The organism is Yoonia sp. D2-7 (assembly GCF_055809435.1).
In genome coordinates this window covers 2602055-2628920 of sequence record NZ_CM147912.1, presented here as the reverse complement: position 1 = coordinate 2628920, position 26866 = coordinate 2602055, and the positions used below count along the sequence as shown (strand labels likewise).

Genomic DNA, 26866 nt, shown 5'->3' with positions numbered 1-26866 from the left:
TGCCTGTGACAATAAAAAAGGACAACTCGCGTCTGACGCTAGCTGCCCTTCTATCATTTTCCAAGTGCGTATACGTAAAGCTTACGCTGCTTTTTCCAGTTCAAACGCGTCGTGCAGGGCTTGAACGGCCAGCTCCATGTACTTGCGATCAATGAGGACCGAGATTTTGATCTCGGATGTGGTGATGACCTTGATGTTGATGCCTTCAGCCTGAAGGGACGCAAACATCTTGGCCGCGACACCCGCGTGGGACCGCATCCCGATGCCAACGACAGACACCTTGGCCACGCCGTTATCAGTCACCAGATCGTGGTAGTTGATTTCGCCGGATGCCATCGCATCGGCCATCGCTTTTTCAGCGCGGGCCACCTGATCAGTCGGGCAAGAGAAGGTCATGTCGGTGCGACCTTCTTCTGAAATGTTCTGAACGATCATGTCGACGTTCACGCCTGCCTCGGCCAATGGGCCAAAGATAGCTGCCGCGATACCCGGGCGGTCAGCCACGGAAATCAGCGTCATTTTGGCTTCGTCGCGGCTGTACGCCACACCTGCAACTGCGTTCTGTTCCATGATTTCCTCCTCATCGCAGACGAGCGTACCGGCGTCGTCCGATGGTTCTTCAAATGATGACAGCACCCGCAGGCGCACTTTGTAACGCATGGCCAATTCAACTGACCGCGTTTGTAGGACTTTTGCGCCCAGCGACGCCAATTCGAGCATTTCCTCAAACGCGATCTTGTCGAGCTTGCGGGCCTTGTCGGTGATCCGTGGGTCAGTGGTGTAAACCCCGTCCACATCAGTATAGATATCACAACGTTCCGCATCAAACGCGGCGGCAAAGGCCACAGCCGTGGTGTCAGACCCGCCACGACCCAGCGTGGTGATCCGGCCTTCGGGGCTGATACCTTGGAAACCCGCAACGACAGCGACCTTCATACCTTCGCCAAACTTGGCGTTGATGTTATCTGTCGGGATTTCTTCGATCCGTGCGGAGGAATGGGCCGAATTCGTGACAAGCGGGACTTGCCAACCTTGCCAACTGCGGGCCGGAATATCCATTTCTTGCAGACGCAGCGCCATCAGGCCAGCCGTCACGTTTTCACCGGACGATACAATCGCGTCGTATTCGCGCGCGTCATAAAGTGGGGACGTTTCATTGACCCAGCCGACCAGTTCATTGGTCTTGCCGGACATGGCCGATACGATGACGATCACGTCATAGCCTTTGGCGACTTCAACAGCCACACGTTTGGAGGCCCGCGCAATACGGTCAAGGTTCGCGACGGATGTTCCGCCGAATTTCATCACAAGCGTTGGCATCGCTGTTCCTTTAGCAAAACCGGAGCCGTCCCGGAATATCGCGCCCCCTTTAGACTGCTCGCGCGGGCGGGGCAAGCGGGGGGCGATTTTTCAGGACAAATCGATCAAACTATCAGGAATACGGGGGCAGGCTGATCAGTTGGTTTTCTTGGTCGGCACAAAGGGCAGGGGCAGTACGGGAACGCCGTCCTCTAGCAGTTTCTTCGTGTCAGCCGCAGATGCTTGCCCATAAATCGCCCGTTCCGGCTTTTCCCCGTCGTGCATGGCACGTGCTTCGGTTGAGAAATCTGTGCCGACGTCTGTCGCATTGCTTTCCACGTGCTTTTTCAGCTTCGTGATCGGGTTTTCCTCATCACGTAGGAGCGGTGCGGTTACGGCGTCGGATGTTGCAACCTTCGGGGCCATCAACGCTTTGCGGATGTCAGTGTCGCCACAGGTCGTGCAAGTGACCATGCCCGTTTTCAAAAGCTTGTCGCAGTCCGCCCCTGACCGAAACCAGCTGTCGAACGTATGATCATTGGCGCAGGTCAGATCGAAGCGGATCATCAGGTGGGATGCTTTCTAAACGGGGTGTGCATCAAAAATAGGGATCGGTGCGTGGATCACAAGTCCTACAGGATCAAAGACTTTTACCGCTTTACCATATCGGGGGTGAAGCTGGCGATGATCCGTTTCAGTTCCGGTTCTTGCACGCGGCTGGCGGCTTTTGACAGGCTGACCCATTTGCGGCGTCTTTGGTGGGCTTCGGGCCAGTCACTGTGCACGGCTGTCACCTTGACCGGATACACCAATGTAATGACGGGAAATGTTTCGGTCTTGGTGCGTTTGGGATAGGTGTATACGCCCAAACAGCGATCATACGCCTTGCCTGTCAGTCCCGCTTCTTCCCACGCTTCGGTCGCGGCGGCCTGTGCTGGCGTTTGTTTGTGCATCGGCCAGCCTTTGGGCAATATCCAACGTTTTGTGCGGCGCGACGTGATGATGCAAACCTCGACCCGATCCTTGCGTATCCGGTAGCAAAGGGCCGCGAACTGCGTCCGCACATCGGTTTTCCCAAAGCGCCGCAGCTTGAGCGGAAGTTGTTTCGGTTTGATCGGTTTAGGCATGGCGCTTTATCGATTGCAGGTTAGGTATGGCGAATGTCGTTTACGTCCCACGCCCAGCCACAGCTTACAAGCCCCGCGCCTGATACGTCCTTGCCTAAAATGATCGGCCATGAGATTTATCGCGGATCAAGCTACGGGGCGCATCATCCGCTGCGTGTACCGCGTGTATCCACCGTCATGGACCTGTCGCGTGCGATGGGGTGGTTGCCAAGGCACCAGTTTGTCCAAAGTCCGCGCGCAAAACCCAACGCCTTAACCGGATTTCACACGCCAGAATACATCGCAGCATTGCAGGCGGCCGAAGCGACCCAATCCGTCAGCCCCATCGTCAAATCACGTCACGGGCTTGGCACCCCATCCAATCCCGTGTTCGCCGAAATGTACCGCAGACCTGCCACATCGGCTGGCGCATCGTTGCTGGCGGGCGAAATGTTGGCGCGTGGCGGGACAGTTTATTCGCCAGCAGGGGGCACGCACCACGGGATGCCGGACCGCGCAAACGGGTTTTGCTATTTCAACGATCCGGTTCTTGCGATCCAATCATTGCGCCGCAACGGGGCGGCAAAGATCGCGTATATCGATATCGACGCGCATCACTGCGACGGGGTGGAACATGCCTTTGCCGATTATCCCGATACGTTGCTTATTTCCACGCATGAAGAAAACCGCTGGCCGCGCACCGGTGCAATAACGGATGTTGGGGTGGGCAACCTGTGGAACCTGCCGCTGCCTGCGGGCGTGGGGGATGATGTTGCGGCTATGGTGCGCGACACGTTGATTTTGCCGTTGGTGCAAGCGTTTCGACCAGACGCGATCGTGTTGCAATGCGGGGCGGACGCCGTGTTGGAAGACCCGCAGTCACGGCTGGCGTGGTCGAATAACGCGCACCGCGCGATTGTGCAGGCGTTAATGGGCGTGGCGCCGCGTTATCTTGTCTTGGGCGGGGGCGGCTACAATCCATGGTCTGTCGGGCGCTGCTGGACTGGCGTTTGGGCCGTGCTGAACAACCACGAAATCCCTGATGCGTTACCGGAGGCGGCACAGTCGGTTTTGCGCGGATTACGGTGGGACGGACAAAGGCGGGTGAAGACGCCGCCGGATCATTGGTTAACCACGTTAGCGGATGAACCGCGTGCAGGCGGCATCCCGGATGATGTCAGAACACGGGTAGCCACATTGCAGGCACGGCTGCGCCAGTGGATCTAGACTTGTCAGCGCGGGCGTTGGTGCCGATAAGGTTGCTATGCGTATGATGTCCCTTTGTCTTTTCATGTGTCTGCTGCCGATAAAGGCGCTGGCCGATGACCTTGTCGTCTTCGCTGCCGCGAGCTTGAAAGGGCCATTGGATGCCATCGCGGAACCCTTTGAAAATGTCGTCGTGTCATATGCGGGAAGCGGGACGTTGGCCCGCCAAATTAACCAAGGTGCGCCCGCTGATGTTGTTCTACTGGCGAATGCTGCGTGGATGGATGTGCTCGTTGACGCGCAAAGCGTGACGGACCCGATTACCTTTGTGGGCAATCGTTTGGTTATTGTGGGCCAGCCGGACGCGGCCGATGTCGCGCTGACGCCTGATAGTTTGGCGAAAGGACTGGATGGCGGACGATTGGCCATGGGCTTCACCAGCAGGGTGCCTGCGGGCATTTACGGGAAAGCAGCGCTGGAAAGCTTGGGCTTGTGGCACACGGTTGCGCCTTCGGTGGTTGAAATGGACAACGTGCGCGCGGCGTTGAACCTTGTCGCGCGTGGTGAAGTGCCGTTGGGCATCGTGTACCAAAGCGATGCGCTGATTGTGCCGGACCTGAAAATCGTGGCGCAGTTCCCGCAAGGCAGCCACCCAGACATTGCATATTATGCAGCAATTACAGCCGCATCCGACCATCCTGATGCGCAAAGCTTTGTGGATGCATTGCGCGGGCCGACTGCGAAAGAGATTTTTGATGCCGCAGGGTTCTGCACAGATGCGCGGTGGTGCTGAGCATGCAATTTGATCCGGCCTTCTGGACCATCGTTTCGCTGTCTTTGAAGGTAGCATTTGTCGCGATCTTGGTGGCTTTGCCTTTTGCGATCATCACGGCGTGGGTTCTGGCGCGGCGGCAGTTTTGGGGCCATGGTTTGTTGAACGGCATCGTCCATTTGCCGCTGGTTTTGCCACCCGTCGTGACCGGTTATCTGTTGCTCATCACGTTTGGGCGCAATGGGCCTGTGGGCGGGTTCCTGCTTGATACGTTCGGCATCACCCTGGCTTTCACATGGACGGGGGCCGCGTTGGCGGCTGGGATCATGGCGTTCCCATTGATGGTCCGCGCGATCCGGTTGGGGTTTGATGCGGTCGATACGGGGTTAGAGGCGGCGGCTGCCACCCTAGGCGCATCGCCCGTGCGGGTATTCATAACAGTCACATTGCCCTTGATCGCCCCCGGTATTTTAGCGGGCGCTGTGCTGGGGTTTGCGAAAGCGCTGGGCGAATTTGGTGCGACGATCACCTTTGTGGCGGCCATCCCCGGGCAGACGCAAACGATCCCCTCTGCCATCTACGGCCTGTTGCAAGTGCCGGGGCAGGAAGGCGCGGTTGTGACTTTGGTCGTCGTCTCGATCATCTTGGCGATGGGGGCTTTGATCGTGTCAGAATGGCTGTCGTCGCGCATGGCCAAAAGGTTGGCTGCATGACGTTGCAGGTCGATATTCAAGCGCAATTGGGTGATCTGTCTCTTGATGTGCAATTCGACGCGCCGGTGGGTGTGACGGTTCTGTTCGGGCCATCTGGGGCAGGTAAAACATCTGTCATCAACGCGATTGCGGGCCTGATCAAACCCGATACGGGGCGGATTTCTTTAGACAAACAGGTGCTTTTCGACGGTCAGAACAGCGTTGCGGTGTATCGACGAAAGGTTGGCTATGTGTTTCAAGACGCACGCCTTTTCCCGCATATGACTGTGCTGCAAAACCTGACGTATGGCGGCAAACACGACTTTGACCGGATCGTTGATGTCCTTGGACTGCGCGATCTGTTGGACCGCAGACCTGCTGGGTTATCGGGCGGTGAAAAGCAGCGGGTCGCATTGGGGCGTGCGTTGATGGCGCAGCCTGATGTGGTGCTGATGGATGAACCGCTCGCGGCGCTCGACGGGCCGCGCAAAGCAGAGGTGCTGCCCTACATCGCCGAAATCGCCGCGACCCAGAAAATACCCGTCATCTACGTCACCCATGCTATGGCAGAGGTCACCCAACTGGCCGACCAATTGATTGTGATTGATCAAGGAAAGGTCGCGCGCAAGGGGCCTGTATCGGACGTTCTAGCAGACCCGATGGCCTCACGGTATTTTGCGAAACGCGACGCGGGGGCGCTGGTGTCCTGCGTGGTCGACCGACACGATCTGGACGAAGGCGTCACCGTGCTGGCCTCTGGCGCGGGGCCGATCCTGCTGCCGAGTCAGGTGGGGAAAGTCGGCGCTGGGCTGCGATTGCGGATACCCGCGCAAGATGTGATATTGGCGCAAACCGCGCCTGTCGGGCAATCCGCGCTCAATGCAATTGCGACCGTCATCACTGAAATAACGCCGCTGCCAAACGGCAATCTGGCGGTGATGTTGCGGGCGAAGGAACTGCCGATCTGGGCGGAAATCACACCGTTATCAGTGCGTCGCCTTGGACTTGAGACAGGGCAAAACGTCTTTGCGATTTTCAAAGCAACGGCAGTCGGGCCAGTTTAGACAGGCGGTTTTGCTTTTTCGAGGTAGGCGTCCATCGCGGGTTTGTAAGCGATCAGTTCTTTCGCGACTTCGGGAAATCCGCGCAGACGCGCATCATAGGCCAGTACCGCTTCGGGCCACGTAATGGGCAGATCGATGGCGGTTTCAAACGCTTTGATCCATGCGAAGGTCACGGCAAAGCCGCAGTCACACATCCACAACGTATCGCGATCCAGCGGGTCGGTGGACAGCAGCAGCGCCAGCGACGCGAGGTGTTTGGAAATGGCCGCACCACCTGCATTCACGGCATCAACATTGCGGGTGGCGTAGGCCACTTGCGGATAAATAGCCCGTACAGCGGGTTCCAACCGCGTGTCATGCATCCGGCTTTTTTCGCGGGCCTTGGCGCGTAGCTGCATATTGGCGGGCAGCATCGGGACATCCGGAAAAGCGTCTTCGATGTATTCGGCAATGGCTTCTGAATCGGCAAGAACAAGATCACCGTGGATCATTGCGGGCAGATTGCCGGACGGGATCAACGCCTTGTATTCCGCCGATCCGTACCCACCCGGAGGCGGCAATTCCGTAAATTCCACACCCTTGTGGCGCAGCAAAAACCGCAGTTTTGCGTTATAAACGGAAACCGGAACGGCGTAGATCGTCAGCATCGTAATGTCCTTCAATGCAAAGGCCGACCGCAATCATGCGGTCGGCCCATTGTTCGAAAAGGTAAAATTATTCAGCCAAAAGCTGCCATTTTACGCCAAGTTCATCGAAAAAGCCCTGTTCTTGTTTCAGGGTAATCCATGTGTTCACGTAGTTGATCCACACCTGATCGTCCTGCGGCAACAGCATCGCGATTGGTGTTGGGGCGCGGCCTGCGTCCACAGGTACGATCATCAGTTCATCGTATTGCGCGACCAGTTTGTTGGCCTCGACGTTGGATGTGATGCTGGCATCTGCGCGGCCAACCAGCACTTCTTGGAAGTCGCGGGCAGGGGCTTCGACAATGCGGTGTTCTGCGTCTGGGAAGAAGTCCTTAACCTGCGCTTCTTGGGTCGTGCCAAGCGTTGCTGCGACAGAAACGTCTGCCATGTTCAGGCTGTCCCAAGACGTGAAGCGTTCAGCGTTTTCTTTCAGCGTCAGTGGCACAGTCGCCAATGAAAAATAGCTGTCGGAATACCCAGCGGCCTTTGCGCGGGACGGGGAAACAGAGGCAGAGCCTGTGATGTGGTACTGACCTGCTGTGACGCCGCTGACCAATGTTTTCCAATCTGTCGCGACGAATTCAACTTCGACACCCAGATCTGCGGCAAGCGCTGTCATCACGTCGATGTCGTAGCCAGTGTAAGAATTTGTGGCGACGTCTTTCATCGTCATCGGGTTCCAGTCGCCCGTTGTGCCGACTTTCAACACGCCTTCGCTAAGGATGTCGTTCAACGCAGATTGCGCTGTCGCAGACACGGTGCTGGCAGCAAGCACGACAGTCGCGGCCGCAATTTTGAAGAATTTCATAGGGTTTCCCTTTTCGATTGAACGTTGCTACCTAGTTTGCCTGACACAGGCGGCAATGCAAAGTGCTGACACTTTTTACTTACACTATCCCCGGTCACGGCTGCGTGATCTGATCAAGGACGACCCGATGACCGACGCGAAGCCGCCCATTATTACGATGAAAGATGTGTCCAAGTTCTTTGGTGATTTCCAAGCCCTGAAGGGTGTGAACCTTGACGTGGCGCTGGGGGAACGGGTGGTTGTGTGCGGGCCGTCAGGGTCCGGAAAGTCGACGTTGATCCGCTGTATCAACCGTTTGGAGGCGCACGAAAGCGGCGAGATCACGGTCGATGGAACGGTGTTAACCGATAAACCTGAAATTCTGGACAAAATCCGCGGGACTGTCGGCATGGTCTTTCAGCAGTTCAATTTGTTCCCGCATCTGACCGTTCTTGAAAACCTCACCCTTGGCCCGCGCCGTGTGCTGGGCCTGTCCGCAGAAGAGGCGAATGCGCGGGGGATGAAATACCTCGAACGCGTGCAAATCCCTGATCAGGCAGATAAATTCCCGCGGCAGCTGTCGGGTGGCCAACAGCAACGCGTGGCGATTGCACGGTCGTTATGTATGGAACCACGCATTTTGTTGTTTGATGAACCGACGTCTGCGCTCGACCCCGAAATGATTGCTGAAGTGTTGGATGTGATGACCGAATTAGCGTCATCGGGCATGACCATGATCGTCGTAACCCACGAGATGGGGTTCGCCCGTAAGGTTGCCGATACGATGGTGTTTATGGACAAGGGCGAAATCGTCGAAGTTGGCGCGCCCGAAGACGTGTTCACCGCACCGAAATCGCAGCGTTTTGCGACTTTCTTACAGCAAATTTTGAACCACTAGGGGCCGCAAGATGAAACGTTTGATGATCGTCGCAGCATTGATCGCCCTTGCTGGATGTTCCGGCAACTGGGGGTGGTATGTGGTGGACCCGTCAACCCCTAAGGGTTTGATAAACCTCAAATTCATGCTGTCTGGCATGTACTATACGATTCTGCTGTCGGTGACGGCGATCTCGATTTCGGTGGTGGTAGGCCTGTTGGTTGCCCTCCCGGGGTTGTCCCAGAAAAAGGGATGGCGGCGGTTCAATCGGACCTACGTCGAAATCGTGCGGGCGGTGCCAATTCTGGTATTGATCCTATGGGTCTATTACGGGTTGCCGACGCTGTCTGGCATCACGCTGAATGTCTTTTGGGCGGGTGTTCTGGCGCTTGCGCTGTCCGACAGCGCATTCCAAGCCGAGATTTTCCGGGGCGGCATCCAGTCCATTGCACGCGGACAATATGAGGCAGCGCAGTCCATTTCGCTGAACTACCGCGACACCATGCGTTACGTGATCTTACCACAGGCGATCCGCCGTATCTTGCCAGCATTGGGCAACCAGTTGGTTTATATGTTGAAAATGTCGTCGCTGGTGTCCGTCATTGGCATGCAAGAACTGACGCGAAAGGCGAATGAGTTATCGGTGTCAGAATACCGACCGCTGGAAATCTACACGGTGCTAGTGCTCGAATACCTCGTTCTGATCCTGATCGTATCGGCTGGCGTGCGCTGGCTGGAACGTCGCATGCAGGCGTCGGAAGCATGAGCAACGCGCGCGATCTTGATCTGACGTCGGGTGGACTGGTCGGCCATTTCCGAACGCTCGCGATCCCTGCGGCATTCGGGATGCTGTTTTCCACGCTGTATAACGTCGTCGATGTCTACTGGGCGGGGCGGTTGTCGACCGAAGCGCAAGCGGGGCTGTCGATCGGGTTCCAAGCGTTCTTTATCATGATGGCGGTCGGATTTGGTCTTGGCTCTGCCATGTCGGCGTTGGTGAGCAACGCGAAGGGTGGGAAGAACAACAGCGAAGCGCGTAAGTTCACGGCGCAGGGCATCACATTTGGCGTGATTGCGACCGCCACACTGATGGTCATCGGCTGGATCGGCGGCCCATATCTGATTGCGCTTGTTTCCGAACCGGGTGGCTATCGTGACGCCGCAACAGGTTATTTTCGTTGGCTGATATTCTCGCTTCCCGGTTTCATGCTGGCCTATGGCATCAATGGTGTTCTGCAAGCCCATGGCGACACGGTCACATTGCAACGCGGGCTGATGGTCGCGTTTTTTGTGAACATCGGGCTGAACCCGCTGCTGATGTTTGGCGTACCGGGTATCTGGGACGGGCTAGGGTTCAACGGCATCGCGCTGGCCACTGTGATCAGCCAGACAGGCGTGATGTTGTGGGTGATGTGGCAGGTTTTCGACCTCGAAATTATGGACGGCATCAAGCGGGTCGAATTCATCCCCGACGCCACCAAAATACGCGAAATCACCGCGCAACTCTTGCCCGCAAGCACCGCGATGATGGTGATGTTCGTCTCGGGTTTTGTGGTGCAATACGCGCTGAAAGGGTTTGGCGAACATGCGATTGCGGCCTACGGGGTCGCGCTGCGGATCGAACAAATCCTGCTTCTGCCGGTCCTTGGCATGACGGGTGCGCTTTTGCCGATTATCGGGCAGAACTTCGGGGCATCTAACCCTGATCGCGTGCGCGAAGCGTTGTTCCTGTGTTGGAAGATCGGCTTTGCCATGACGCTGATCGCGACGCCTGCGCTCTGGTTCGGGGGGCGATTTGCGATGGGGCTATTCACAGATGATCCGGATGTGATTGACGTTGGCGTCAGCTACCTGCGGGTCGATAGTTTTCTGTTCCCGATCTACATGATGCTGTTTTCGATCAATTCCTTCCTGCAAGGACTAAAGAAACCGATCTGGACACTGTGGATTAGCGTCTATCGCCAAGGCATTGGGATCGCGTTGTTTATCTGGATCTATGTCGGCTTGATGGGCTTTGACGTTTGGGGCGTCTGGTTCGGCATCGGCACGGCGGTCACGACAGGTTGGATCATCGCAATGGCCGTGGCGCACGGCATCGCAAAACGTGAAATCGGCGGGTTGCGCGGCTAGAATGCTTCGTCGACGACGGACTGCATCGACACATGCGTCGATGTATTCGCGACATGTGGCAGCGCGGAAATCTTTTCGCCCAAAACACGGCGGTATTCGTGAATGTCGGCAGTGCGCACCTTCAAAAGATAGTCGAACGCACCAGCGATCATATGGCACATTTCGATTTCAGGAGTGGCACGAACGGCATTATCGAAGGCCTGCAGCGCCTTTTCGGTCGTGTCGTTCAGTTTGACCTCTATAAAGGCCACATTGCTGCGGCCCAACTTTGCCGGGTTCACGACGGCCCGAAAACCCGTAATGTAACCATTGTGGATCAACCGCTTAAGCCGCACTTGGCACGGGGTTTTCGTCAGGCCAACTTTGTCCGCCAGTGCGGTCACAGAGATTCGACCGTCGCTGCGCAATATCTTGATAATCGCGATATCGAACCGGTCTAGCTGACTTCCGTTATCTCTATTTTCGGTTTCATCGGCCATGATTGTTCCATTATTTGGTTTTTTATCTCGTCCATTTCGATATTCTAGGCTGAACGACTTTTTGCCTTATGCTATGTTTTGACTACTCTTATCAAGGTTTTTAGACATGAATGACCTCTCAACCCTGCGTCAGAAAATCCGTGCGGACCATCTGCGTGACGAAGATGCCGTACTGGCCGAATTGCAAGAACGTGCTGATTTTTCAGAAACTTTTCGTGCTGATGCGGTGCGGCGCGGCACGCGGTTTGTCGAAGCCATACGTAACGACAGCAAGCCGGGATTGATGGAGGTCTTTCTGGCCGAATACGGCCTTTCGACAGACGAAGGCATCGCGCTGATGTGTTTGGCCGAAGCATTGTTGCGGGTCCCTGACGAGGACACGATTGATGCGTTGATCGAAGACAAGATCGCGCCATCCGCGTGGGGCGAACATCTTGGGAAATCAAGCTCTTCGCTGGTGAACGCGTCAACGTGGGCCTTGATGCTGACAGGCAAGGTTCTGCAAGACGGCACAGGCATGGCAGGGGTTCTACGATCCGCCGTCAAACGCTTGGGCGAACCCGTGATCCGCGTGGCTGTATCACGCGCGATGAAAGAACTTGGGGCGCAGTTTGTGTTGGGCGAAACCATCGAGAAAGCGCTGGAACGGGGCAGGGCGCGCGAAAAACAGGGCTACACTTTTTCTTATGATATGCTTGGCGAAGCGGCGCTGACGGCAGCCGACGCGCAGGATTATTTTGACGCCTACGCTGATGCGATCAAGGCGCTCGCAAGCGAATGCACATCTGTAGATATCCGCGAAAACCCCGGTATTTCGATCAAGCTGTCCGCGCTTCATCCACGTTATGAGGTTGGCCAGCGTGACCGCGTGATGACGGAACTGACAGAACGCACACTAGCGCTTGCCAAGATGGCGCGCGACGCGGGCATGGGGTTGAATATCGACGCGGAAGAGGCTGACAGACTTGATCTTTCTCTTGATGTGATCGCACAGGTTTTGTCGAATGACGCGCTAAAGGGCTGGGACGGTTTCGGTGTTGTCGTGCAGGCATACGGGAAACGGGCGTCGGGCGTGATCGACTTCCTTTACGGTATCGCGGCTGATCTGGATCGCAAAATCATGGTCCGGCTTGTGAAGGGCGCCTATTGGGATACCGAAATCAAGCGGGCCCAAGTCGAAGGGCTGCGCGGCTTTCCCGTGTTTACCCAAAAGGCGGCGACGGACGTGTCGTATATTTGCTGTGCCAAGCAATTGCTGGGGCTGACCGACCGGATTTATCCGCAGTTCGCCACGCACAACGCACATTCTGTTGCGGCAATATTCGAAGTCGGGGCAGACCCGAAAACCTATGAATTCCAACGGCTTCACGGTATGGGTGAAGCGTTGCACGACGTTGTTTTGAAGCAGAACCAGACTCGGTGCCGCATCTATGCACCTGTTGGGGCCCACGAAGATTTGCTCGCCTATCTGGTGCGCCGGTTGTTGGAAAACGGCGCGAACAGTTCTTTCGTTAACCAGATCGTAGACGAAGATGTGCCGCCCGCTGAAGTCGCAGCTGATCCGTTCGCGGCAATTGTGAAGGGGCGGCAATCGGTTCTTGCGCCTGCCGATCTGTACGCACCTGAGCGTCCGAATTCCAAAGGCTGGGATTTGCATGATCAGGATGATCTGGACGCAATCGAAGAAGCACGCGGCGCGTTTGCCACAACGAAATGGCGTGTTGGGCCGATTGTGGCAGCCGGAAGTTCGAATGGTGAAACAGTCGCCGTCCAAAACCCGGCGAGACCTGCGGACTTGGTCGGATTAGTACAATTCAGTTCTGAAGAAACGGTACAAACCGCGATCGACGATGCCCGCAAATGGGCCGCGTCGCCTGCCGAACGTGCCGCGATTTTGAACAAAGCAGCCGATCTGTATGAGCAGAACTTTGGCGCATTTTTCGCGTTATTGGCACGCGAAGCCGGCAAAACCCAGATGGACGCGATCGCGGAACTACGCGAAGCGGTCGATTTCTTACGCTATTATGCGGCCCGCGCGGTTGAATTGGATCAGCCAGCGCGCGGGATCATCACGTGCATTTCGCCTTGGAATTTCCCGCTCGCGATTTTTACCGGACAGATCAGTGCGGCACTGGCGGCTGGGAACGGCGTGCTCGCGAAACCCGCGGAATCAACCACTTTGACCGGTGTCTTCGCAACCCAATTGCTGCACGAAGCAGGGGTTCCGGTCGCGGCGCTGCAACTGCTGACGGGGGAAGGGCATGATGTCGGAACATGGTTAACGGGATCAGCGAAAGTCGATGGCGTTTGCTTCACCGGTTCTACGCGTACTGCCCAAGCCATTAACCGTAATATGGCGCACAACATGTCGCCAACCGCGCCACTGATTGCTGAAACAGGTGGTCTGAACGCGATGATCGTGGACAGCACCGCGCTACCAGAACAGGCCGTGCGCGATATCGTGGCATCGGCGTTTCAGTCCGCAGGGCAACGGTGTTCCGCGCTGCGCGTTCTGTATTTACAAGAAGACATCGCAGATCCGTTTCTCAAAATGCTCTTCGGGGCCATTGATGAACTGGTCATTGGTGATCCATGGCACCTGAAGACAGACGTTGGGCCACTAATTAACCAAACCGCGAAAAAAGGCATCGAGGCGCATGTTAACCCTTACGGGCAAGCGGGGCGGGTTTTGAAGCACGTGCGTTTCCCTGCAGAAGGTCATTTTGTCCCGACCTGCGTCATTCAAATCGACAGTATTCGTGACCTAAAGGAAGAAGTCTTTGGCCCGATCTTACATGTTGTGCGCTACAAGGCCGACGACCTTGATCAGGTGATTGCGGATATCAATGCGACCGGTTTTGGGCTAACCTTCGGCATTCACACGCGGATTGATGATCGCGTGACCGAGGTCACCAACAAAGTAAACGTCGGGAATATCTACGTGAATCGCAACCAGATCGGTGCGGTTGTTGGATCGCAACCCTTTGGCGGTGAAGGGCTTTCTGGAACCGGCCCGAAGGCAGGTGGCCCCGATTACGTCAAACGGTTTACCGATCCGGGGCGCGTTGCGTTGAACGGTGATCTGGCAGCAGCATCGCAGGAAAGCGCGCAAAAGGCGTTCGATGATATCGACGTGCCAACAACGGCCTTAACCGCAACTGCGCTACCGGGGCCGACGGGGGAATCGAACATGCTGTCGGTGTATGGTCGCGGAAAGGTGCTCTGCCTCGGGCCGGGGCAGGCGGCAGCTGATGATCAAGCAAACATCGCAAGGGCCGCTGGTTGTGCCGCGGCAATACTACCTGACGGCATTACGCCTGACGCCCTGACGGCTTTGACCGGTTTGGATGCGGTCGTGTCTTATGCAGAAGAGGAGACGTTGAAGTCATACCGCGCGGCCTTGGCGGCAAGGGATGGAAAGCTGATCCCGTTGTTTGCCGAAAAGGACTTGAACGAACGGTGTAGGCTGGAACGTCACATCTGCATCGATACGACTGCGGCGGGTGGTAACGCGAGCCTGCTCGCATCGGTCTAAGCTGCGCGTCACGACGGATTGCATGCGGGGGCGGATAACCGCTTGACGCCCCCGCACACACGCCATAATCAAGCGCAAGGACGGCGAGTTGGTAGAGTGGTTATGCAGCGGATTGCAAATCCGTGTACACCGGTTCGATTCCGGTACTCGCCTCCACTTTACCCTCAGTTTACATTTCTACGCGATCCCGATCGCTATCAGCCCAAGATCATTATTCAGAACCAAGACGTCGCGTGCGGGTTGGTTGATCAGCATTCCGCGCGGATCTAGCTCCATGAGATCGTACGCATTTGGTCCGCACATTTGTAATGCTGCCTCAAGCGGGACGCCGAAACCGACCATATTTTGCAGCGCCTCAAGAAGTGTAAGGTGCGCGCCAGCCAGGGCGCCTTCCGCGTTCACAAGCCGCCCGTCTTTCAAAAAGATATCGTGCCCGTAGAGGTTAAAGTGATTTGGCCCGCCGACCGTTGCCATCGCATCCGACACTGCGATCATCCGGCGAGGCGTCGGGCGGGCGTTCATGGCGATCCGCAGCATTGTTGGATCAACGTGATGACCGTCTGCGATGAACGAACACCACCCGTCGCTTGCGATTGCCGTGCCCGTCACGCCGGGCGCGCGGGACAACATGGGCGACATTGCATTGAAAAGATGGGTGAAACAGGTGGCACCTGCGTCAATGGCTTGCCGCGTCGTAGCAGCGTCCGCGTCGCTGTGCCCGATGGACACAACAGCACCCATATCGCGCAGGGTGCTGATCTGGGATACGCTGATCGCTTCGGGCGCGACCGTGATCAGTGTCGGTATGTCATGATCCCGCAGCGTTCGAACGAGGCCAATGGTGTGGGCGTCGCATGGCCGAATATAGCATTCGGCGTGGGTGCCGCGCCTTGCTGTGTCGATGTGTGGACCTTCGATATGTAAGCCAGCGAAACCGTCCACCCCGATCGCATCAATCGCCGCAGCAACCGCGGCATCGAGCACCTCTGGCCGGTCGGTGATAACCGTTGGGAAAAGGGCAGTGGTCCCGAATGTCCGATGTGCGGCCGCAATCTTGGCTATCCCAGCCGCACTGGGGTCCGAATTCAGCATGACGCCGCCGCCACCGTTGACTTGGATGTCAAAGAAACCCGGGGTGATGATGCCTTGATGATGGCGGTGAATGTGCTCGGCGGGCAGGTCGTCTGTTGCTTTGATCTGTGTAACCACGCCGTCCTTGATGCCGACAGCACAATTGTCACGCAGGTTGCGCCCGTCAAAGACCTGATCGGCGGAAATCCAATGCGTCATGTGGCGCCTTTCAGCATGTGTTGCTGGGCATAGATCGCTGCGCCAAATGCACCGCTTGCATCACCGAATTGCGCGGGCAGGATGCGTGGTGGTGTGGTGCCGGCCAAGAGTTCGCCATCAAGGGACTCAGCTAGATCGTCCGCAAGACCATGCGCCGTGCCTAATCCGCCGCCAAGCACGATGACATCGGGATCAGCGGTGCGACTGATGATGCCCACCAAAGACGCCGCAATGCGGAGCCACGCCGATTTCACATCCGGCATCGTCGTCCAAATGTCCGGCGCGGTTTGATCTTGTCCGGTCATGTGGTGGGCAAGGCGCGTCAATCCCGGTCCAGACAGCAGCGTTTCGAAACATCCGACCAAACCACATCCGCAAGCCAAAACTGGCAAATCCAGCTCCGACACAATGTGCGCGGGCAGGGGCAGGTGCCCGAATTCCCCGCTTTGGCCATTGTGATCAGGCGGTATCGTGCGATCGATCACATGGCCGCCAGCCACCCCCGTGCCGATAATTAAACCGATGACATTGCGATATCCAATGCCCGCGCCATGGGTGGCTTCCGCAAGCGCGAAGGCTCTGCAATCTTTGATCACGGGGATGGTGTGACTGGTCAGCGCGGTAAGATCAGCGCCCAAAGCGTGCCCCGTCGCAGGAAGATTTGCGCTTAACATTCGCCCCGTTTCAGGATGGATCAGGCCCGGTGTGCCAAGGCCAATCGTTGACGTTACACCTTGATCTTTCAGCCAAGACACTTGATCGGCGATGCTGGCGAGCAGCGCCTGATAGGATGTGGTGCCGGTCGGGATACGGCGACGGGACACTTCCTCCATGGCATCATCATAAGCGCGGGCTTCAATCTTTGTGCCGCCAAGATCAACCCCACCGATCAAGGTGCTAATCCCATCCAGAATCGCGCCTGTGTCCAATCGCATTGCTTCGTCATTGATCGGTGGCTTCCTACGAGAATGGGGTGTTGCCCCGCGTTATCAGGCAATTATGCGGTCGTGCGCAACGCAGTTCAATGCGATTAGCATCCGTCATGCTGAAGCAAGTTGCGATTGATACAGCATTGGGGCGGCGCAAATCCATAATGTCGTCTTATGTCAGCGCCGCGTTTCGTCCATCCATTCCCGAAATTTCACCGCCAAATGCGCCCAAAATGAATGGAACGCCACGGAAACCTGACGACGACCTAGCGTCATGGAAACAAGCCGAATGCGACATGAAAATCAAAATTGATACACCATTGTGTCATAATCTGGTGCGTGCTACCAATTTTGGATGGTCAATATGACAGGCAATTTCAAAGCCTGTCATATGCATGTTGCATCATTCATTCAGTTGACAGATGCGCCCTGCTGCGTTGACCATGAAAAGGTGGGGCACGTCGTGTCTCGCGATGGCCGGGGAGGGTCGTCAAACACAAGTCGGGGGGAGACGCTGCATGGCAGTCCTGTTTGGCCTTTTGTGGCCATTAGAGCGTATCAATTCCATCGTGCTTGCGATTGGTAAAGTCGTGGCCGTTGCGGCCCTTGCCATCATGGTTTGCTTGATCCTTGGCCAGGTTTTCTTTCGCTATATTCTGAATGATGCCCCGAACTGGACCGAAGAAGCTGCCCGCTTTGGGATGTTGTGGATGACGGGTCTGATGGCACCGCTGGCGTATCGCATGGGCGGTTTTGTCGGCATTGATATGCTCGAACGGGCGTTGCCGCGCGTTTTGGCGGGCATCCTGTCGCTTGTCCTAATGGTCGTCACAATGTGGGTTCTGCTAGTCGCGTGGGAACGTGGTTTGAACAACCACATCGACACATTGTCCGGCAAAGGCTGTTCTGCTTCGTTGCGCTGGCCGTTCGGGATTGAAGTCGGCAAATGCGGTGAAAAATTCCAGAACCGGTTCCAATACGCATCGCTTTGGGTCGGGGTGAACCTGTTGATCCTCGTGAACCTCGAATTGATGATCCGTCAAATCATAACGCTCGCAGGGCATGGTGACCGCCTGAGCCGTCTGACAGCGGACGAAGATATCGCAGGGGCCTCATAATGCTACTTTGGTTCCTTCCGCTTTTCCTAATCCTGATCATGATCGGCCTGCCGGTGGTGTTTGCATTGCTCGTGTCGCCGTTCGCGTTGATCATGATCGAAGGCGATACCCGCAACGTCGTCGCGGGCCTTTATCGTAACTTTTACAACGGCATGGACAGCTTTCCATTGATGGCGCTGCCGTTCTTCATGCTCGCAGGCGAGGTCATGAACCGCGGTGGTATCACCGTCCGTCTGGTCGAGTTTTCTCAAGCGTTCATGGGCCACCTGCGCGGTGGTTTGGCGCATGTGAACATCCTGTCGTCGATCCTATTCGCAGGCCTGTCTGGGTCTGCCGTCGCCGACACTTCGGCCCTTGGGTCGACCTTGATCCCCGCGATGGAAAAGAACGGCTACAGCCGGAAATTTGCAGCGGCCATTACCGCAGCTTCATCCGTCATCGGCCCGATCATCCCGCCATCCGGCATCATGATTATCTACGCCTATGTCATGGGCGAAAGCGTCGCGGCGCTGTTCTTGGCGGGTATCGTGCCCGGTGTCCTCGTCGGTGTGGGCCTGATGGTCATGGTCCGGCTCTTGGCGGACAAATACGACCTGCCCAAAGCTGAACGCATCGTGCAGAAAAACCAGTCGATGACGGCGCTGGAAAGCTGGGTTAGCTTCTTCCTGATCCGGATCAACATCGCAGGTTTGCTGTACGCAGTGTCCGGCATCGTCACCCGTTTCATCCCGCAAGAGGTCAACGGCTGGCTGATCTTCCTGATCGCGCTGCCAATTGCACATGCCATTGCAACAGCCACCAAAAAACGGGTCAGCCATGATTTCCGCATCGTCTGCAAAAAGGCCATCGCGCCGCTGCAAACGCCGATCATCATTCTTGGCGGTATCCTCGTGGGTGTCTTCACTCCGACAGAAGCCTCTGCTGTGGCCGTGGCCTATGCCCTGATCGTTAGCTTCTTTGTGCTGCGGTCAATGAACGGCAAAGACCTGCTTGAAGTGCTGGCGAAATCTGCGCTTTCCACATCAGCTGTGTTGCTTCTCGTGGGCGCAGCCGTGGCCTTCAAAACCGTGGTCAGCCTGTCCTACGCGCCGCAAATTCTGTCTGATTACATTCTGTCGCTATCCGAAAATCCGCTGATCCTGCTATTCCTGATCAACATTCTGTTGTTCATCGTCGGCATGTTCTTGGACGCGGGCCCTGCGATCATCATCCTCGGCCCGATCTTGGGGCCAATCTTTGTGGACCTCGGCGTGCACCCTGTGCATTTCGCGATCATCATGTCGGTGAACCTGACCGTCGGGCTAGCGACACCGCCCATGGGGCTTGTCCTATTCGTCGCGTCAACGGTGTCCGGCGAAAAGGTCGAAACCATCGCAAAAGCGATCCTGCCGTTCCTCGCCGTGGAGATCCTTGTGATCTTCCTCATCACCTATATCCCCGCCATTTCGATGACGGTGCCATATCTGACTGGATTCTTGGGTTGCGGCCCAGAGGTTGGTTTCTCAGCTTGTATCAGTCCAGTTCCAACGCCAAACTAAGAACTACCAAAGGGAGAAGAAAATGTTGAAAACACTATCAAAGGTCGCGGCGGCAGCTGCTTTCCTTGCTGCACCATTTGCAGCTTGGGCAGACGGTCATCAGGAATTTACGATCCGTGCGACTGCGAACTCGAATGAAAACGACGAAGACTATGACGGTCTGGTTGTCTTCAAGAACTACGTTGAATCCGCGTCCAACGGCCGTATCGGCGTTGAGCTGTTCATTGGTACACAGCTGTGTTCCGGCGGTGCTGAATGCCTCGAAGGTGTGGCTGAAGGGTCCATCGACGTTTACATCACCACATCCGGTGGCGCGGCTGGCATTATGCCATTCGTTCAGGTTCTCGACCTGCCATACCTGATGTCCGATGACCGCGTGGCCGAGGCCGTGCTGACTGGCGACTTCACACGCACAATGCGTGACATGGGTCTGGAAGCGACTGACGGCGCGCTGCGTCTGATGACAATCGGTAACACAGGCGGCTGGCGCAACTTCGCGAACACGCAGCGCCGTGTTCAGGGGCCAGCAGACATGGAAGGTCTGAAAATCCGGACTGTTGTCGCTGACCTGCCGCAGGAACTGGTCCGTGCACTGGGCGCGTCCCCGACACCGATCCCGTGGCCTGAACTGTTCACATCGTTCCAGACGGGCGTTGTTGAAGGATCCAAGAACGGCATCACCGACATCATGGGTATGAAATTCCCTGATGCTGGCCTGCAGTACGTCACACTCGACGGCCACGCCTACATGGGTGCGCTGTGGTTCATGAACAACGAAAACTTCCTCGGCATGCCAGAAGACATGCGTCGTGTGGTTGTAGACGGGTTCTCCCAACTGCAGCAGGCGACCTTCGCGTCACCAAAGCGTAAGTCCATCGAAGCCTACGAAGCATTCGTCGCAGGCGGCGGTGACCTTTACGTGCCAACACCTGAAGAAAAAGCAGCCTTCGCAGAAGCCGCGACACCTGTTCAGGCTTGGTTCCGTGAAAACGTAGACGGCGGCAATGAAATCCTCGACGCGATGATCGCAGCCGTGGGCGAAGCCGAAGCAGAACTCGCAGCAGAATACGCAAGCGACCTGAACTAAGCGTTAACACATCACAACGAAAGGGCCGTCCATCACGGGCGGCCCTTTTGCGTTGGCGATCCCGCGCGCGTCCGCTACGATGCCCACAACAAAAACGGGAGACACCCATGCGAGGCGCAGGCGGCAGCGACGGCGGCGAATTTAACTTTCTCATCGGGTTGGTGATGATGGTGGCGGGCGGCTATTTGCTGCTGTCAAACATCGTAATCCGACCCATTTTTGGTATGGGGACACGGGCCTTCGGGCTTGGGGGCTACGACGTCACCACAGGCATGATCCTGATCCCTTTCATGTTCGGGGTGGCGATGGTGTTCTACAACGGACGCAGCAAAATCGGCTGGGGGCTGGCGATCGGATCAGTCATCGCGCTGGTGGTCGGAGTGATCTCGAACCTAACGCTGCAATTCTCGAACCTGAGCGCCTTCGACCTGCTCGTCATCCTCGTTCTGCTCTTCGGCGGCATCGGGCTGTTCCTGCGGTCGCTGCGGGGGTAATTCCAACGCCTTACCCAATCGGGCGCGCGGACCTCGGGGAGAAGACGACACGTAAGTTTTACGCAAGTGAAGGGCCGTTTCTGGTCCGAAGCACATAATTCGGTCTAAGACGCGAATTGAAGTTCATACAGCTTGGGTTAGCGATTTTTATTCTCTTTCAGCCATGCCGCCGGCCGAGTTTCTCAATTCTGAATGTTGGGTTTGCCGTGTTCGCCATATTCTTGAAGTTCTTGAGCTAACTTCATCCAATCAGAAGCAAGCTCCTGCCCCATATCAGAAGGTGGAAACCGTTGGGAACCGTTGACGTCCTCATAGGGGTAACGTCCTCTACTGATTTCCGAGTTAGAAAGTGTATTCATCAATTCATGAAGTTCGCCCGACAAATGCACTTTCAGATCAGATGATACAGTCTCCGGCAGGTGGTCTAGTGCGGCCTTGTGCCCCGAAAACGCGTGTTGATATTGCTCATCGTCTGGTCCGTCTTCACTAGTGAGGGGACCATAAGAAACGGTGACATCAAAGGATTTCAAAAATAGTTCGGTTGCGATCACGCTGAGATGGTGGACGACGAACCAGTTCGGTACGTAAAGCCACTTTTTGTCGCGCTCACATTCTTTCTGGAAAACAGCCTCTGCTGCTTCTAGGTAAGCACACGCTGCATTGAAAACCGGATTTGTACTAAAACCTGGGGCCATGTTATAACTATTGGTCGTCATTTCTTCCGTGCTGCCTATGTGAAATATTGCAAGGATAGAAGAATACTTGGCTAATCTCGAACATCACCGAAACGGATACATCCACACCCGATAGTCATCCACCATCTTTTCGGCCTGAGCCCGTTGCGCGTCCGTCAATTTCGGCGATAATTCTTCCAGTGAATCCGGCGCATCCACGTCCCCGCCTATTGCCGACAACGCATACCAAAGGTACGCTCTGACATAGTCCGGGGTGGGGAGGCCGCGGCCGACTTCATAATACCAGCCAAGCCCAGATTGCGCACCCGGATGCCCTTTCAACGACGACCGCAGATACCAGTCGAACGCACGGATATCGTCCTGTTCGACACCCAGTCCAAGCGCGTACATAACGCCGATCAATTCTTCCGCGTCGGCGTTGCCAGACCGGGCGTAGACCTCGAACAGCGCGCGGGCTTCTTCAAATTGCCCCGCTTCCATCAGATCACGGGCGTCTTCCATGTCGGCGGACGCAGGGCTGGCCCACAGGAAAACCGCGATCAGCAGTGCACGGGTTGTGTACGGGTTGTGCACGCGTTTCACATCTTGCTCCTTAACCTTTTTGTCGGTGCCAGCATGGCTGCTGCACAGGTGATTTCGGCAGACGATTACATCCCCGTGGACCCCTTGCAAGCCGAACTTGGCCAGCTTCTGTTCTATGATAAAATCCTGTCGGGAAATCGCAATATCAGTTGCGGCACATGCCACCATCACGACCATGCTGGCACCGACGGTTTGTCGCTTGGGATTGGTGAAGGTGGGATTGGTGTCGGGCCGGAACGGACAGCAGGGGAAGGGCCGGACGCAATCCGAAAACGCATTCCGCGAAATGCGCCAGCCCTCTGGAATCTTGGACATAAATCCGTTGAGGTGATGTTCCACGATGGACGTCTGACGCCGTCCGATCTGTACGAAAGCGGCTTCGATAGTCCGGCAGAAGAATGGTTGCCCGAAGGGCTTGATAACCTCGTCGCCGCGCAAGCGTTGTTCCCGATGACATCGCAATTCGAAATGGCTGGAAACCCCGGCGAAAACGAGGTCACGGGTGCGGTCCACGAACGCATCGATTACGGCTGGCCGATCATCGCAAAACGCGTGCGGACTATTCCGGAATACGGCGAAAAATTCGTCGCGGCCTTTAACCATATCGAAACCGCAGATCAGGTAACAATTGTCGAAATTGGAAATGCCTTGGGCGCGTTCATCGCGTCAGAATGGCAAAGTTTTGATAGCCTCTACGACGACTGGCTCGCAGGGGTGCCTTTGGATGATGATGCGGAACGTGGACGGGAAATTTTCTTTTATTCTGCACGGTGTAGCAGCTGCCATAGCGGTGATCTGTTCACGGATCAGGGCTTTCATGCGCTGGGTCTACCTGCCTTTGGTCCAGGTCGTACGCGGCGGTTTGACCCGATCCCGCGCGACGTCGGCCGCATGGGCAAATCGGACCTTCTGGAAGACGCCTATCGTTTTCGCACCCCATCCCTGCGCAATGTCGCCCTGACGGGTCCTTACGGGCATAATGGGGCGTTTCCGACGCTTGAGGCGATGATCATGCATCACGCTGATCCGGTCGCGTCTCGCGCGCGCTGGACGCTTTCGGATGCGCAGCTTCCCGACGTGCCTTGGTTTGCTGCAGTTGACGGGGCGATTGCACAAGACTCTGCCGAAATGGAACGTCAGGCGTCGGTTCAAGATTTGCGGTCGTTGTCCATTTCAGAGGATGATGTGCAGTATTTGGTGGCATTTCTGAATGCCTTGACCGGCAAAACCGCCGAAGATCGCCCGTTAGGGCGACCGGATACAGTGCCGAGCGGGTTACCGGTGGACTGATCGTTCCAACGGCGGGGCAGTTTTGATTACCGCCGCTGGAAATCCGATGTCTTAACAATAGGAAAGCCAAGCATGAACGCGACAATTGACAGCCTCACCCAATACCCGATCAAGGGGCTTTCCGGACATGCGTTGGAAACGGTAGATCTATCGCCGAAATGTGGTTTTCCAATTGATCGCGTCATGGGGTTTGCGAAGCCTGGTAGCGGCTTCGATCCCAGCAATCCGATGCCGTTATCGAAAGACAAATTTCACGTTTTGGCAAACGATCCGCGCTTGGCGTTGTTGGATACGACTTACGACGTATCCCGCAACGAATTGACGATTGATGGACCGCAGGGCCCGCAATTGTTTCAGCTTGATGCCGACACGGGGATGGCGGATGCCTGCACCGCATTGCAGCAATATCTCGATTTGCCGGACACCCTTAAACCGACATTATTCAGCGCATCCCCCCATCGTTTCACGGACGTATCAGTGACATCCGCCCAATTGATGAATGCAGTCTCCCTGATTTCGCAAGACAGCGTTGATGCGTTCGCGCGGACTGTCGGCCATCCAATTGATGCGGCGCGTTTTCGCGGAAATATCGTCTTCTCAGGGATGCCAGCATTTCAAGAATTAGATCTGCTGGGGCGGACCGTCCAGGTTGGCGAGGTTCATCTTCATGTGCTTAAGCGCACCAAAAGATGCGCTGCGACTGAAGTGAACCTTCAGACGGGGGAACGTGACGTGAAGGTGCCATATCTGTTGCGCAAACACTTTGGGCATATGGATATGGGCGTTTATGCTGAAGTCGTGAAGGGTGGGGCGATGCGTATCGGTGACGAAATCACGGTGCTGTAGCGGCTCCAAGCGGTAGAAAGACGCGTTTGTGACGTATGCGTTGTGTCTTCGAACGGTGCTCAACACCGCTGAGGGTGCACAGTTAACGATGGTCAGCGGCTATGAGCGATACTTCTGTATACAACGATAGGCCTTGATCACGGGCCGCTGATCTGCACAAAATGTGCTTAGAATAATTCGATAAGATTTTGACCCAAAAGTTTGTTTTCATTTCATGATTTGAGAGCAATATGTGCACGATTTCTGCAGGACTGAGTGAACCATGAAGCGATTAGAAAGCCATGCCGTTGGCGTGGACCACGGCGATGTCATATTGTTTTCGGACTTCGAAGATGATGGCGAGATGTGGAAGGGTGAAGGACCGCGCTCCGCCCGGCATTCCGTCACGTTTTCGGAACGCTATGTCGACGTGCCAACTGTTTCACTGCAGATGTCGATGATTGATATGTCGAACGACGCCTTTATCCGTGCGGATCTTCAGCCTGAAAACATCTCTGAAGCGGGCTTTGACATTGTTTTTCGCACGTGGGGCGATAGTCGCGTTGCGCGCATTCGGGTCGCTTGGCAGGCGATTGGACCGCTGCCAAGCGATGATACTTGGGAGCTATAATTTAGCTCGTGTACATGCCTTCGTAGATTGGGCCCAGCGTTTCGTGGTCGAACAGCGACGACACAGACGTACCGTTTGACGTGTTCAAGATTGCTTGGGCAAACATAGGCGCGGTAGGAACGATCCGGATTTTGTCAGTCGCCAACACCGGTTTGGTCGCTTCGATTGTGTCGGTGATCACGAGGTGTTTCATGACAGACGCGTTAACACGTTCGATCGCTGGGCCAGACAGCACACCGTGTGTGATGTAGGCGTGCACTTCTTTTGCGCCGTGTTCCATCAGGACTTCCGCCGCTTTGCAAAGCGTGCCTGCTGTATCCACGATGTCGTCAACGATCAGGCAGGTCCGGTCTTTGACGTCGCCGATGACGGTCATTTCCGCGACTTCGCCGGGTTTGCCGCGGCGTTTGTCAACGATGGACAAAGGAGCGCCGATACGCTGCGCTAAATCGCGGGCACGGGCCACACCACCAACATCAGGGGACACCACCATGATGTCATCCATCTGCTGCTTGAAGTTATGCTTCACATCCAACGCAAAGATCGGCGACGCGTAAAGGTTGTCGACAGGGATATCAAAGAAGCCCTGAATTTGCGTTGCATGAAGATCAAGCGTCAGAATGCGTTCAACGCCCGCTTCGACGATCATATTCGCAACCAGTTTCGCAGTAATCGGTGTACGCGCTTTGGACCGACGATCCTGACGGGCGTAGCCAAAGTATGGGATCACAGCCGTGATGCGGGCCGCAGAGGAACGGCGCAGCGCATCGGCAATAATCAACAATTCCATCAGGTTATCGTTTGCCGGATTTGAAGTCGGCTGAATGATAAACATGTCCTCGCCGCGGACGTTTTCAAACACTTCGACGAAAATTTCACCGTCGTTGAAACGTTCAACGCGGGCATCAACAAGGCCTACTTTCCGGCCACGGTGCATCGACATGCGTCGAGCGACCCTTTCGGCCAATGGGGTGTTGGCATTTCCTGAAATCAGTTTGGGTTCGGTGGTCGTCATCTGGCGCGGTCCTTTGGCAGAAGGTCTGTTCATTGTAACAGATTCGTGGCGTTGACACCGCTTAACACGCCGCTACGGTCACGCAAACATCATGCGCGTCAGGAGGACCAAATGGCCCATATCGATTACTACTTTGCAACGCTTTCCCCCTTCACTTACCTGTGCGGCACCCGTCCAGAGGAAATCGCAAAGGCCCATGGTGCAACCCTGACGTACAAACCGCTGGATATCATGCAATTGTTCGGCAGGACTGGTGGCGTACCGCCGAAGGACCGTCATCCGAACCGTCAAGAATACCGTTTGCAGGAATTGCGCCGTCGTGCCGCCTTGGCCGAGATGCCGATCAACATCAAACCTGCGTTCTGGCCGACAAATGGTGCGCCTGCGTCATATGCGATTATTGCGGCGCAAGCAGCGGGTGGCGATGTGGCTAAGCTGGTGGCGTGCATCACCAAGGCCTGCTGGGCCGATGAAAAAGACATTTCACAGGATGACGTGATCCGTGCGTGTTTGGTTGAGGCTGGGTTCGACGCCGATCTCGCTGACAAAGACATGTTGTCGAGTGCCGAAACCTTTGCTGCGAACCTTGAACAGGGGATCAATGCAGGTGTGTTTGGCGCACCATTCTTTGTTGTTGGCGAAGAAAAGTTCTGGGGCGAAGATCGCTTGGCCGATCTGGATGCCCATCTTGCGGGTAAGATCTGATCTGACAACGGTGGCGGAGCAACGCTCCGCCGCT

28 protein-coding genes and 1 tRNA gene are annotated in these 26866 nt (G+C 56.0%); 18 read left to right on the top strand and 11 right to left on the bottom strand.

What is annotated here, in order from left to right; translation table 11 throughout:
* Window positions 1-81: 81 nt before the first annotated feature.
* The 3 genes from AC0L7R_RS12940 to AC0L7R_RS12930 form a co-directional block, all read right to left on the bottom strand.
* Window positions 82-1320, bottom strand: coding sequence for an aspartate kinase (locus AC0L7R_RS12940; RefSeq protein WP_348109721.1), 1239 nt, complete (start codon window positions 1318-1320; stop codon window positions 82-84).
* Between the two features lie 135 nt (window positions 1321-1455).
* Window positions 1456-1866 carry a DUF1178 family protein gene (locus AC0L7R_RS12935; RefSeq protein WP_473657279.1) on the bottom strand — a complete coding sequence of 137 codons (411 nt, stop codon included), beginning with the start codon at window positions 1864-1866 and terminating at the stop codon, window positions 1456-1458.
* A gap of 83 nt (window positions 1867-1949) precedes the next feature.
* The gene (locus AC0L7R_RS12930) at window positions 1950-2426 is read right to left on the bottom strand and encodes an NUDIX hydrolase (RefSeq protein ID WP_348109719.1); all 477 of its coding nucleotides are present in this window, start codon (window positions 2424-2426) and stop codon (window positions 1950-1952) included.
* Between the two features lie 33 nt (window positions 2427-2459).
* On the opposite strand from AC0L7R_RS12930, the gene AC0L7R_RS12925 reads away from it, so the two are divergent.
* The 4 genes from AC0L7R_RS12925 to modC are packed head-to-tail and all read left to right on the top strand — an operon-like array spanning window position 2460 to window position 6139.
* Window positions 2460-3632, top strand: a complete 1173-nt coding sequence (locus tag AC0L7R_RS12925) for an acetoin utilization protein AcuC (protein ID WP_473657278.1) — start codon at window positions 2460-2462, stop codon at window positions 3630-3632.
* Between the two features lie 37 nt (window positions 3633-3669).
* On the top strand, window positions 3670-4404 hold the full coding sequence (modA, locus tag AC0L7R_RS12920) for a molybdate ABC transporter substrate-binding protein (RefSeq protein ID WP_473657277.1): 735 nt from the start codon (window positions 3670-3672) through the stop codon (window positions 4402-4404).
* Between the two features lie 2 nt (window positions 4405-4406).
* Window positions 4407-5096, top strand: coding sequence for a molybdate ABC transporter permease subunit (gene modB, locus AC0L7R_RS12915; protein ID WP_473657275.1), 690 nt, complete (start codon window positions 4407-4409; stop codon window positions 5094-5096).
* Complete coding sequence (modC, locus tag AC0L7R_RS12910) at window positions 5093-6139, top strand: molybdenum ABC transporter ATP-binding protein (protein ID WP_473657274.1); 1047 nt, start codon at window positions 5093-5095, stop codon at window positions 6137-6139. The genes modB and modC overlap by 4 nt, the downstream gene beginning before the upstream one ends.
* Here modC and AC0L7R_RS12905 read toward each other — a convergent pair.
* Window positions 6136-6786 carry a glutathione S-transferase N-terminal domain-containing protein gene (locus AC0L7R_RS12905; RefSeq protein WP_473657273.1) on the bottom strand — a complete coding sequence of 217 codons (651 nt, stop codon included), beginning with the start codon at window positions 6784-6786 and terminating at the stop codon, window positions 6136-6138. The genes modC and AC0L7R_RS12905 overlap by 4 nt on opposite strands.
* A gap of 67 nt (window positions 6787-6853) precedes the next feature.
* The gene (locus AC0L7R_RS12900) at window positions 6854-7633 is read right to left on the bottom strand and encodes a transporter substrate-binding domain-containing protein (RefSeq protein ID WP_247126196.1); all 780 of its coding nucleotides are present in this window, start codon (window positions 7631-7633) and stop codon (window positions 6854-6856) included.
* A gap of 127 nt (window positions 7634-7760) precedes the next feature.
* Here AC0L7R_RS12900 and AC0L7R_RS12895 point away from each other — a divergent pair, with 127 nt between their 5' ends.
* From AC0L7R_RS12895 to AC0L7R_RS12885, 3 genes are read left to right on the top strand one after another with little or no spacing between them, the layout of a single operon-like run.
* Complete coding sequence (locus AC0L7R_RS12895; RefSeq protein WP_473657272.1) at window positions 7761-8510, top strand: ATP-binding cassette domain-containing protein; 750 nt, start codon at window positions 7761-7763, stop codon at window positions 8508-8510.
* A 10-nt stretch (window positions 8511-8520) separates the two neighbouring features.
* Window positions 8521-9255, top strand: coding sequence for an ABC transporter permease subunit (locus AC0L7R_RS12890; RefSeq protein ID WP_473657270.1), 735 nt, complete (start codon window positions 8521-8523; stop codon window positions 9253-9255).
* A complete protein-coding gene (locus AC0L7R_RS12885; RefSeq protein WP_473657269.1) occupies window positions 9252-10619 on the top strand; it encodes an MATE family efflux transporter in 1368 nt (455 codons plus the stop codon). The genes AC0L7R_RS12890 and AC0L7R_RS12885 overlap by 4 nt, the downstream gene beginning before the upstream one ends.
* Here the strand turns inward: AC0L7R_RS12885 and AC0L7R_RS12880 are convergent.
* Window positions 10616-11098, bottom strand: a complete 483-nt coding sequence (locus AC0L7R_RS12880; RefSeq protein ID WP_348109699.1) for an Lrp/AsnC family transcriptional regulator — start codon at window positions 11096-11098, stop codon at window positions 10616-10618. The two genes, AC0L7R_RS12885 and AC0L7R_RS12880, sit on opposite strands and share 4 nt — an antisense overlap.
* Before the next feature lie 106 nt (window positions 11099-11204).
* Between AC0L7R_RS12880 and putA the strand changes: the two genes are divergently transcribed.
* Both putA and AC0L7R_RS12870 read left to right on the top strand, forming a co-directional pair.
* On the top strand, window positions 11205-14633 hold the full coding sequence (putA, locus tag AC0L7R_RS12875; RefSeq protein WP_473657267.1) for a bifunctional proline dehydrogenase/L-glutamate gamma-semialdehyde dehydrogenase PutA: 3429 nt from the start codon (window positions 11205-11207) through the stop codon (window positions 14631-14633).
* 82 nt (window positions 14634-14715) lie between these two features.
* Window positions 14716-14789: transfer RNA gene (locus AC0L7R_RS12870), tRNA-Cys, on the top strand.
* 21 nt (window positions 14790-14810) lie between these two features.
* On the opposite strand, the gene nagA is transcribed toward AC0L7R_RS12870, so the two are convergent.
* Both nagA and AC0L7R_RS12860 read right to left on the bottom strand, forming a co-directional pair.
* Window positions 14811-15923, bottom strand: coding sequence for an N-acetylglucosamine-6-phosphate deacetylase (nagA, locus tag AC0L7R_RS12865; protein ID WP_473657266.1), 1113 nt, complete (start codon window positions 15921-15923; stop codon window positions 14811-14813).
* Complete coding sequence (locus tag AC0L7R_RS12860; RefSeq protein WP_473657265.1) at window positions 15920-16858, bottom strand: ROK family protein; 939 nt, start codon at window positions 16856-16858, stop codon at window positions 15920-15922. The genes nagA and AC0L7R_RS12860 overlap by 4 nt, the downstream gene beginning before the upstream one ends.
* A gap of 107 nt (window positions 16859-16965) precedes the next feature.
* Between AC0L7R_RS12860 and AC0L7R_RS12855 the strand changes: the two genes are divergently transcribed.
* From AC0L7R_RS12855 to AC0L7R_RS12835, 5 genes are all read left to right on the top strand, one after another.
* Window positions 16966-17220, top strand: coding sequence for a hypothetical protein (locus tag AC0L7R_RS12855; protein WP_473657264.1), 255 nt, complete (start codon window positions 16966-16968; stop codon window positions 17218-17220).
* A gap of 150 nt (window positions 17221-17370) precedes the next feature.
* A complete protein-coding gene (locus AC0L7R_RS12850; protein ID WP_473657263.1) occupies window positions 17371-17970 on the top strand; it encodes a TRAP transporter small permease subunit in 600 nt (199 codons plus the stop codon).
* Entirely contained in the window at window positions 17970-19508 is a 1539-nt protein-coding gene (locus AC0L7R_RS12845) for a TRAP transporter large permease subunit (RefSeq protein ID WP_473657262.1), read from the top strand. Before AC0L7R_RS12850 ends, AC0L7R_RS12845 begins: the two co-directional genes overlap by 1 nt.
* Before the next feature lie 22 nt (window positions 19509-19530).
* Window positions 19531-20595 carry a TRAP transporter substrate-binding protein DctP gene (locus AC0L7R_RS12840; RefSeq protein WP_473657261.1) on the top strand — a complete coding sequence of 355 codons (1065 nt, stop codon included), beginning with the start codon at window positions 19531-19533 and terminating at the stop codon, window positions 20593-20595.
* 107 nt (window positions 20596-20702) lie between these two features.
* On the top strand, window positions 20703-21089 hold the full coding sequence (locus tag AC0L7R_RS12835) for a hypothetical protein (protein ID WP_348106729.1): 387 nt from the start codon (window positions 20703-20705) through the stop codon (window positions 21087-21089).
* Window positions 21090-21271: 182 nt separating this feature from the next.
* On the opposite strand, the gene AC0L7R_RS12830 is transcribed toward AC0L7R_RS12835, so the two are convergent.
* Both AC0L7R_RS12830 and AC0L7R_RS12825 read right to left on the bottom strand, forming a co-directional pair.
* Window positions 21272-21805, bottom strand: coding sequence for a hypothetical protein (locus AC0L7R_RS12830; protein WP_473657260.1), 534 nt, complete (start codon window positions 21803-21805; stop codon window positions 21272-21274).
* A gap of 63 nt (window positions 21806-21868) precedes the next feature.
* On the bottom strand, window positions 21869-22285 hold the full coding sequence (locus AC0L7R_RS12825; protein ID WP_473660413.1) for a tetratricopeptide repeat protein: 417 nt from the start codon (window positions 22283-22285) through the stop codon (window positions 21869-21871).
* A 114-nt stretch (window positions 22286-22399) separates the two neighbouring features.
* On the opposite strand from AC0L7R_RS12825, the gene AC0L7R_RS12820 reads away from it, so the two are divergent.
* The 3 genes from AC0L7R_RS12820 (at window position 22400) to AC0L7R_RS12810 (ending at window position 25112) form a co-directional block, all read left to right on the top strand.
* Window positions 22400-23656: a cytochrome c peroxidase gene (locus AC0L7R_RS12820; RefSeq protein ID WP_473657258.1), complete on the top strand. Its 1257-nt coding sequence runs from the start codon at window positions 22400-22402 to the stop codon at window positions 23654-23656.
* A 72-nt stretch (window positions 23657-23728) separates the two neighbouring features.
* Window positions 23729-24502 carry an MOSC domain-containing protein gene (locus tag AC0L7R_RS12815; RefSeq protein ID WP_473657256.1) on the top strand — a complete coding sequence of 258 codons (774 nt, stop codon included), beginning with the start codon at window positions 23729-23731 and terminating at the stop codon, window positions 24500-24502.
* A gap of 262 nt (window positions 24503-24764) precedes the next feature.
* Complete coding sequence (locus tag AC0L7R_RS12810) at window positions 24765-25112, top strand: H-type lectin domain-containing protein (protein ID WP_473657255.1); 348 nt, start codon at window positions 24765-24767, stop codon at window positions 25110-25112.
* A gap of 1 nt (window position 25113) precedes the next feature.
* On the opposite strand, the gene AC0L7R_RS12805 is transcribed toward AC0L7R_RS12810, so the two are convergent.
* Entirely contained in the window at window positions 25114-26127 is a 1014-nt protein-coding gene (locus AC0L7R_RS12805) for a ribose-phosphate pyrophosphokinase (RefSeq protein WP_247126258.1), read from the bottom strand.
* Window positions 26128-26238: 111 nt separating this feature from the next.
* Here AC0L7R_RS12805 and AC0L7R_RS12800 point away from each other — a divergent pair, with 111 nt between their 5' ends.
* A complete protein-coding gene (locus AC0L7R_RS12800; RefSeq protein WP_247126259.1) occupies window positions 26239-26832 on the top strand; it encodes a 2-hydroxychromene-2-carboxylate isomerase in 594 nt (197 codons plus the stop codon).
* Window positions 26833-26866 lie beyond the last annotated feature (34 nt).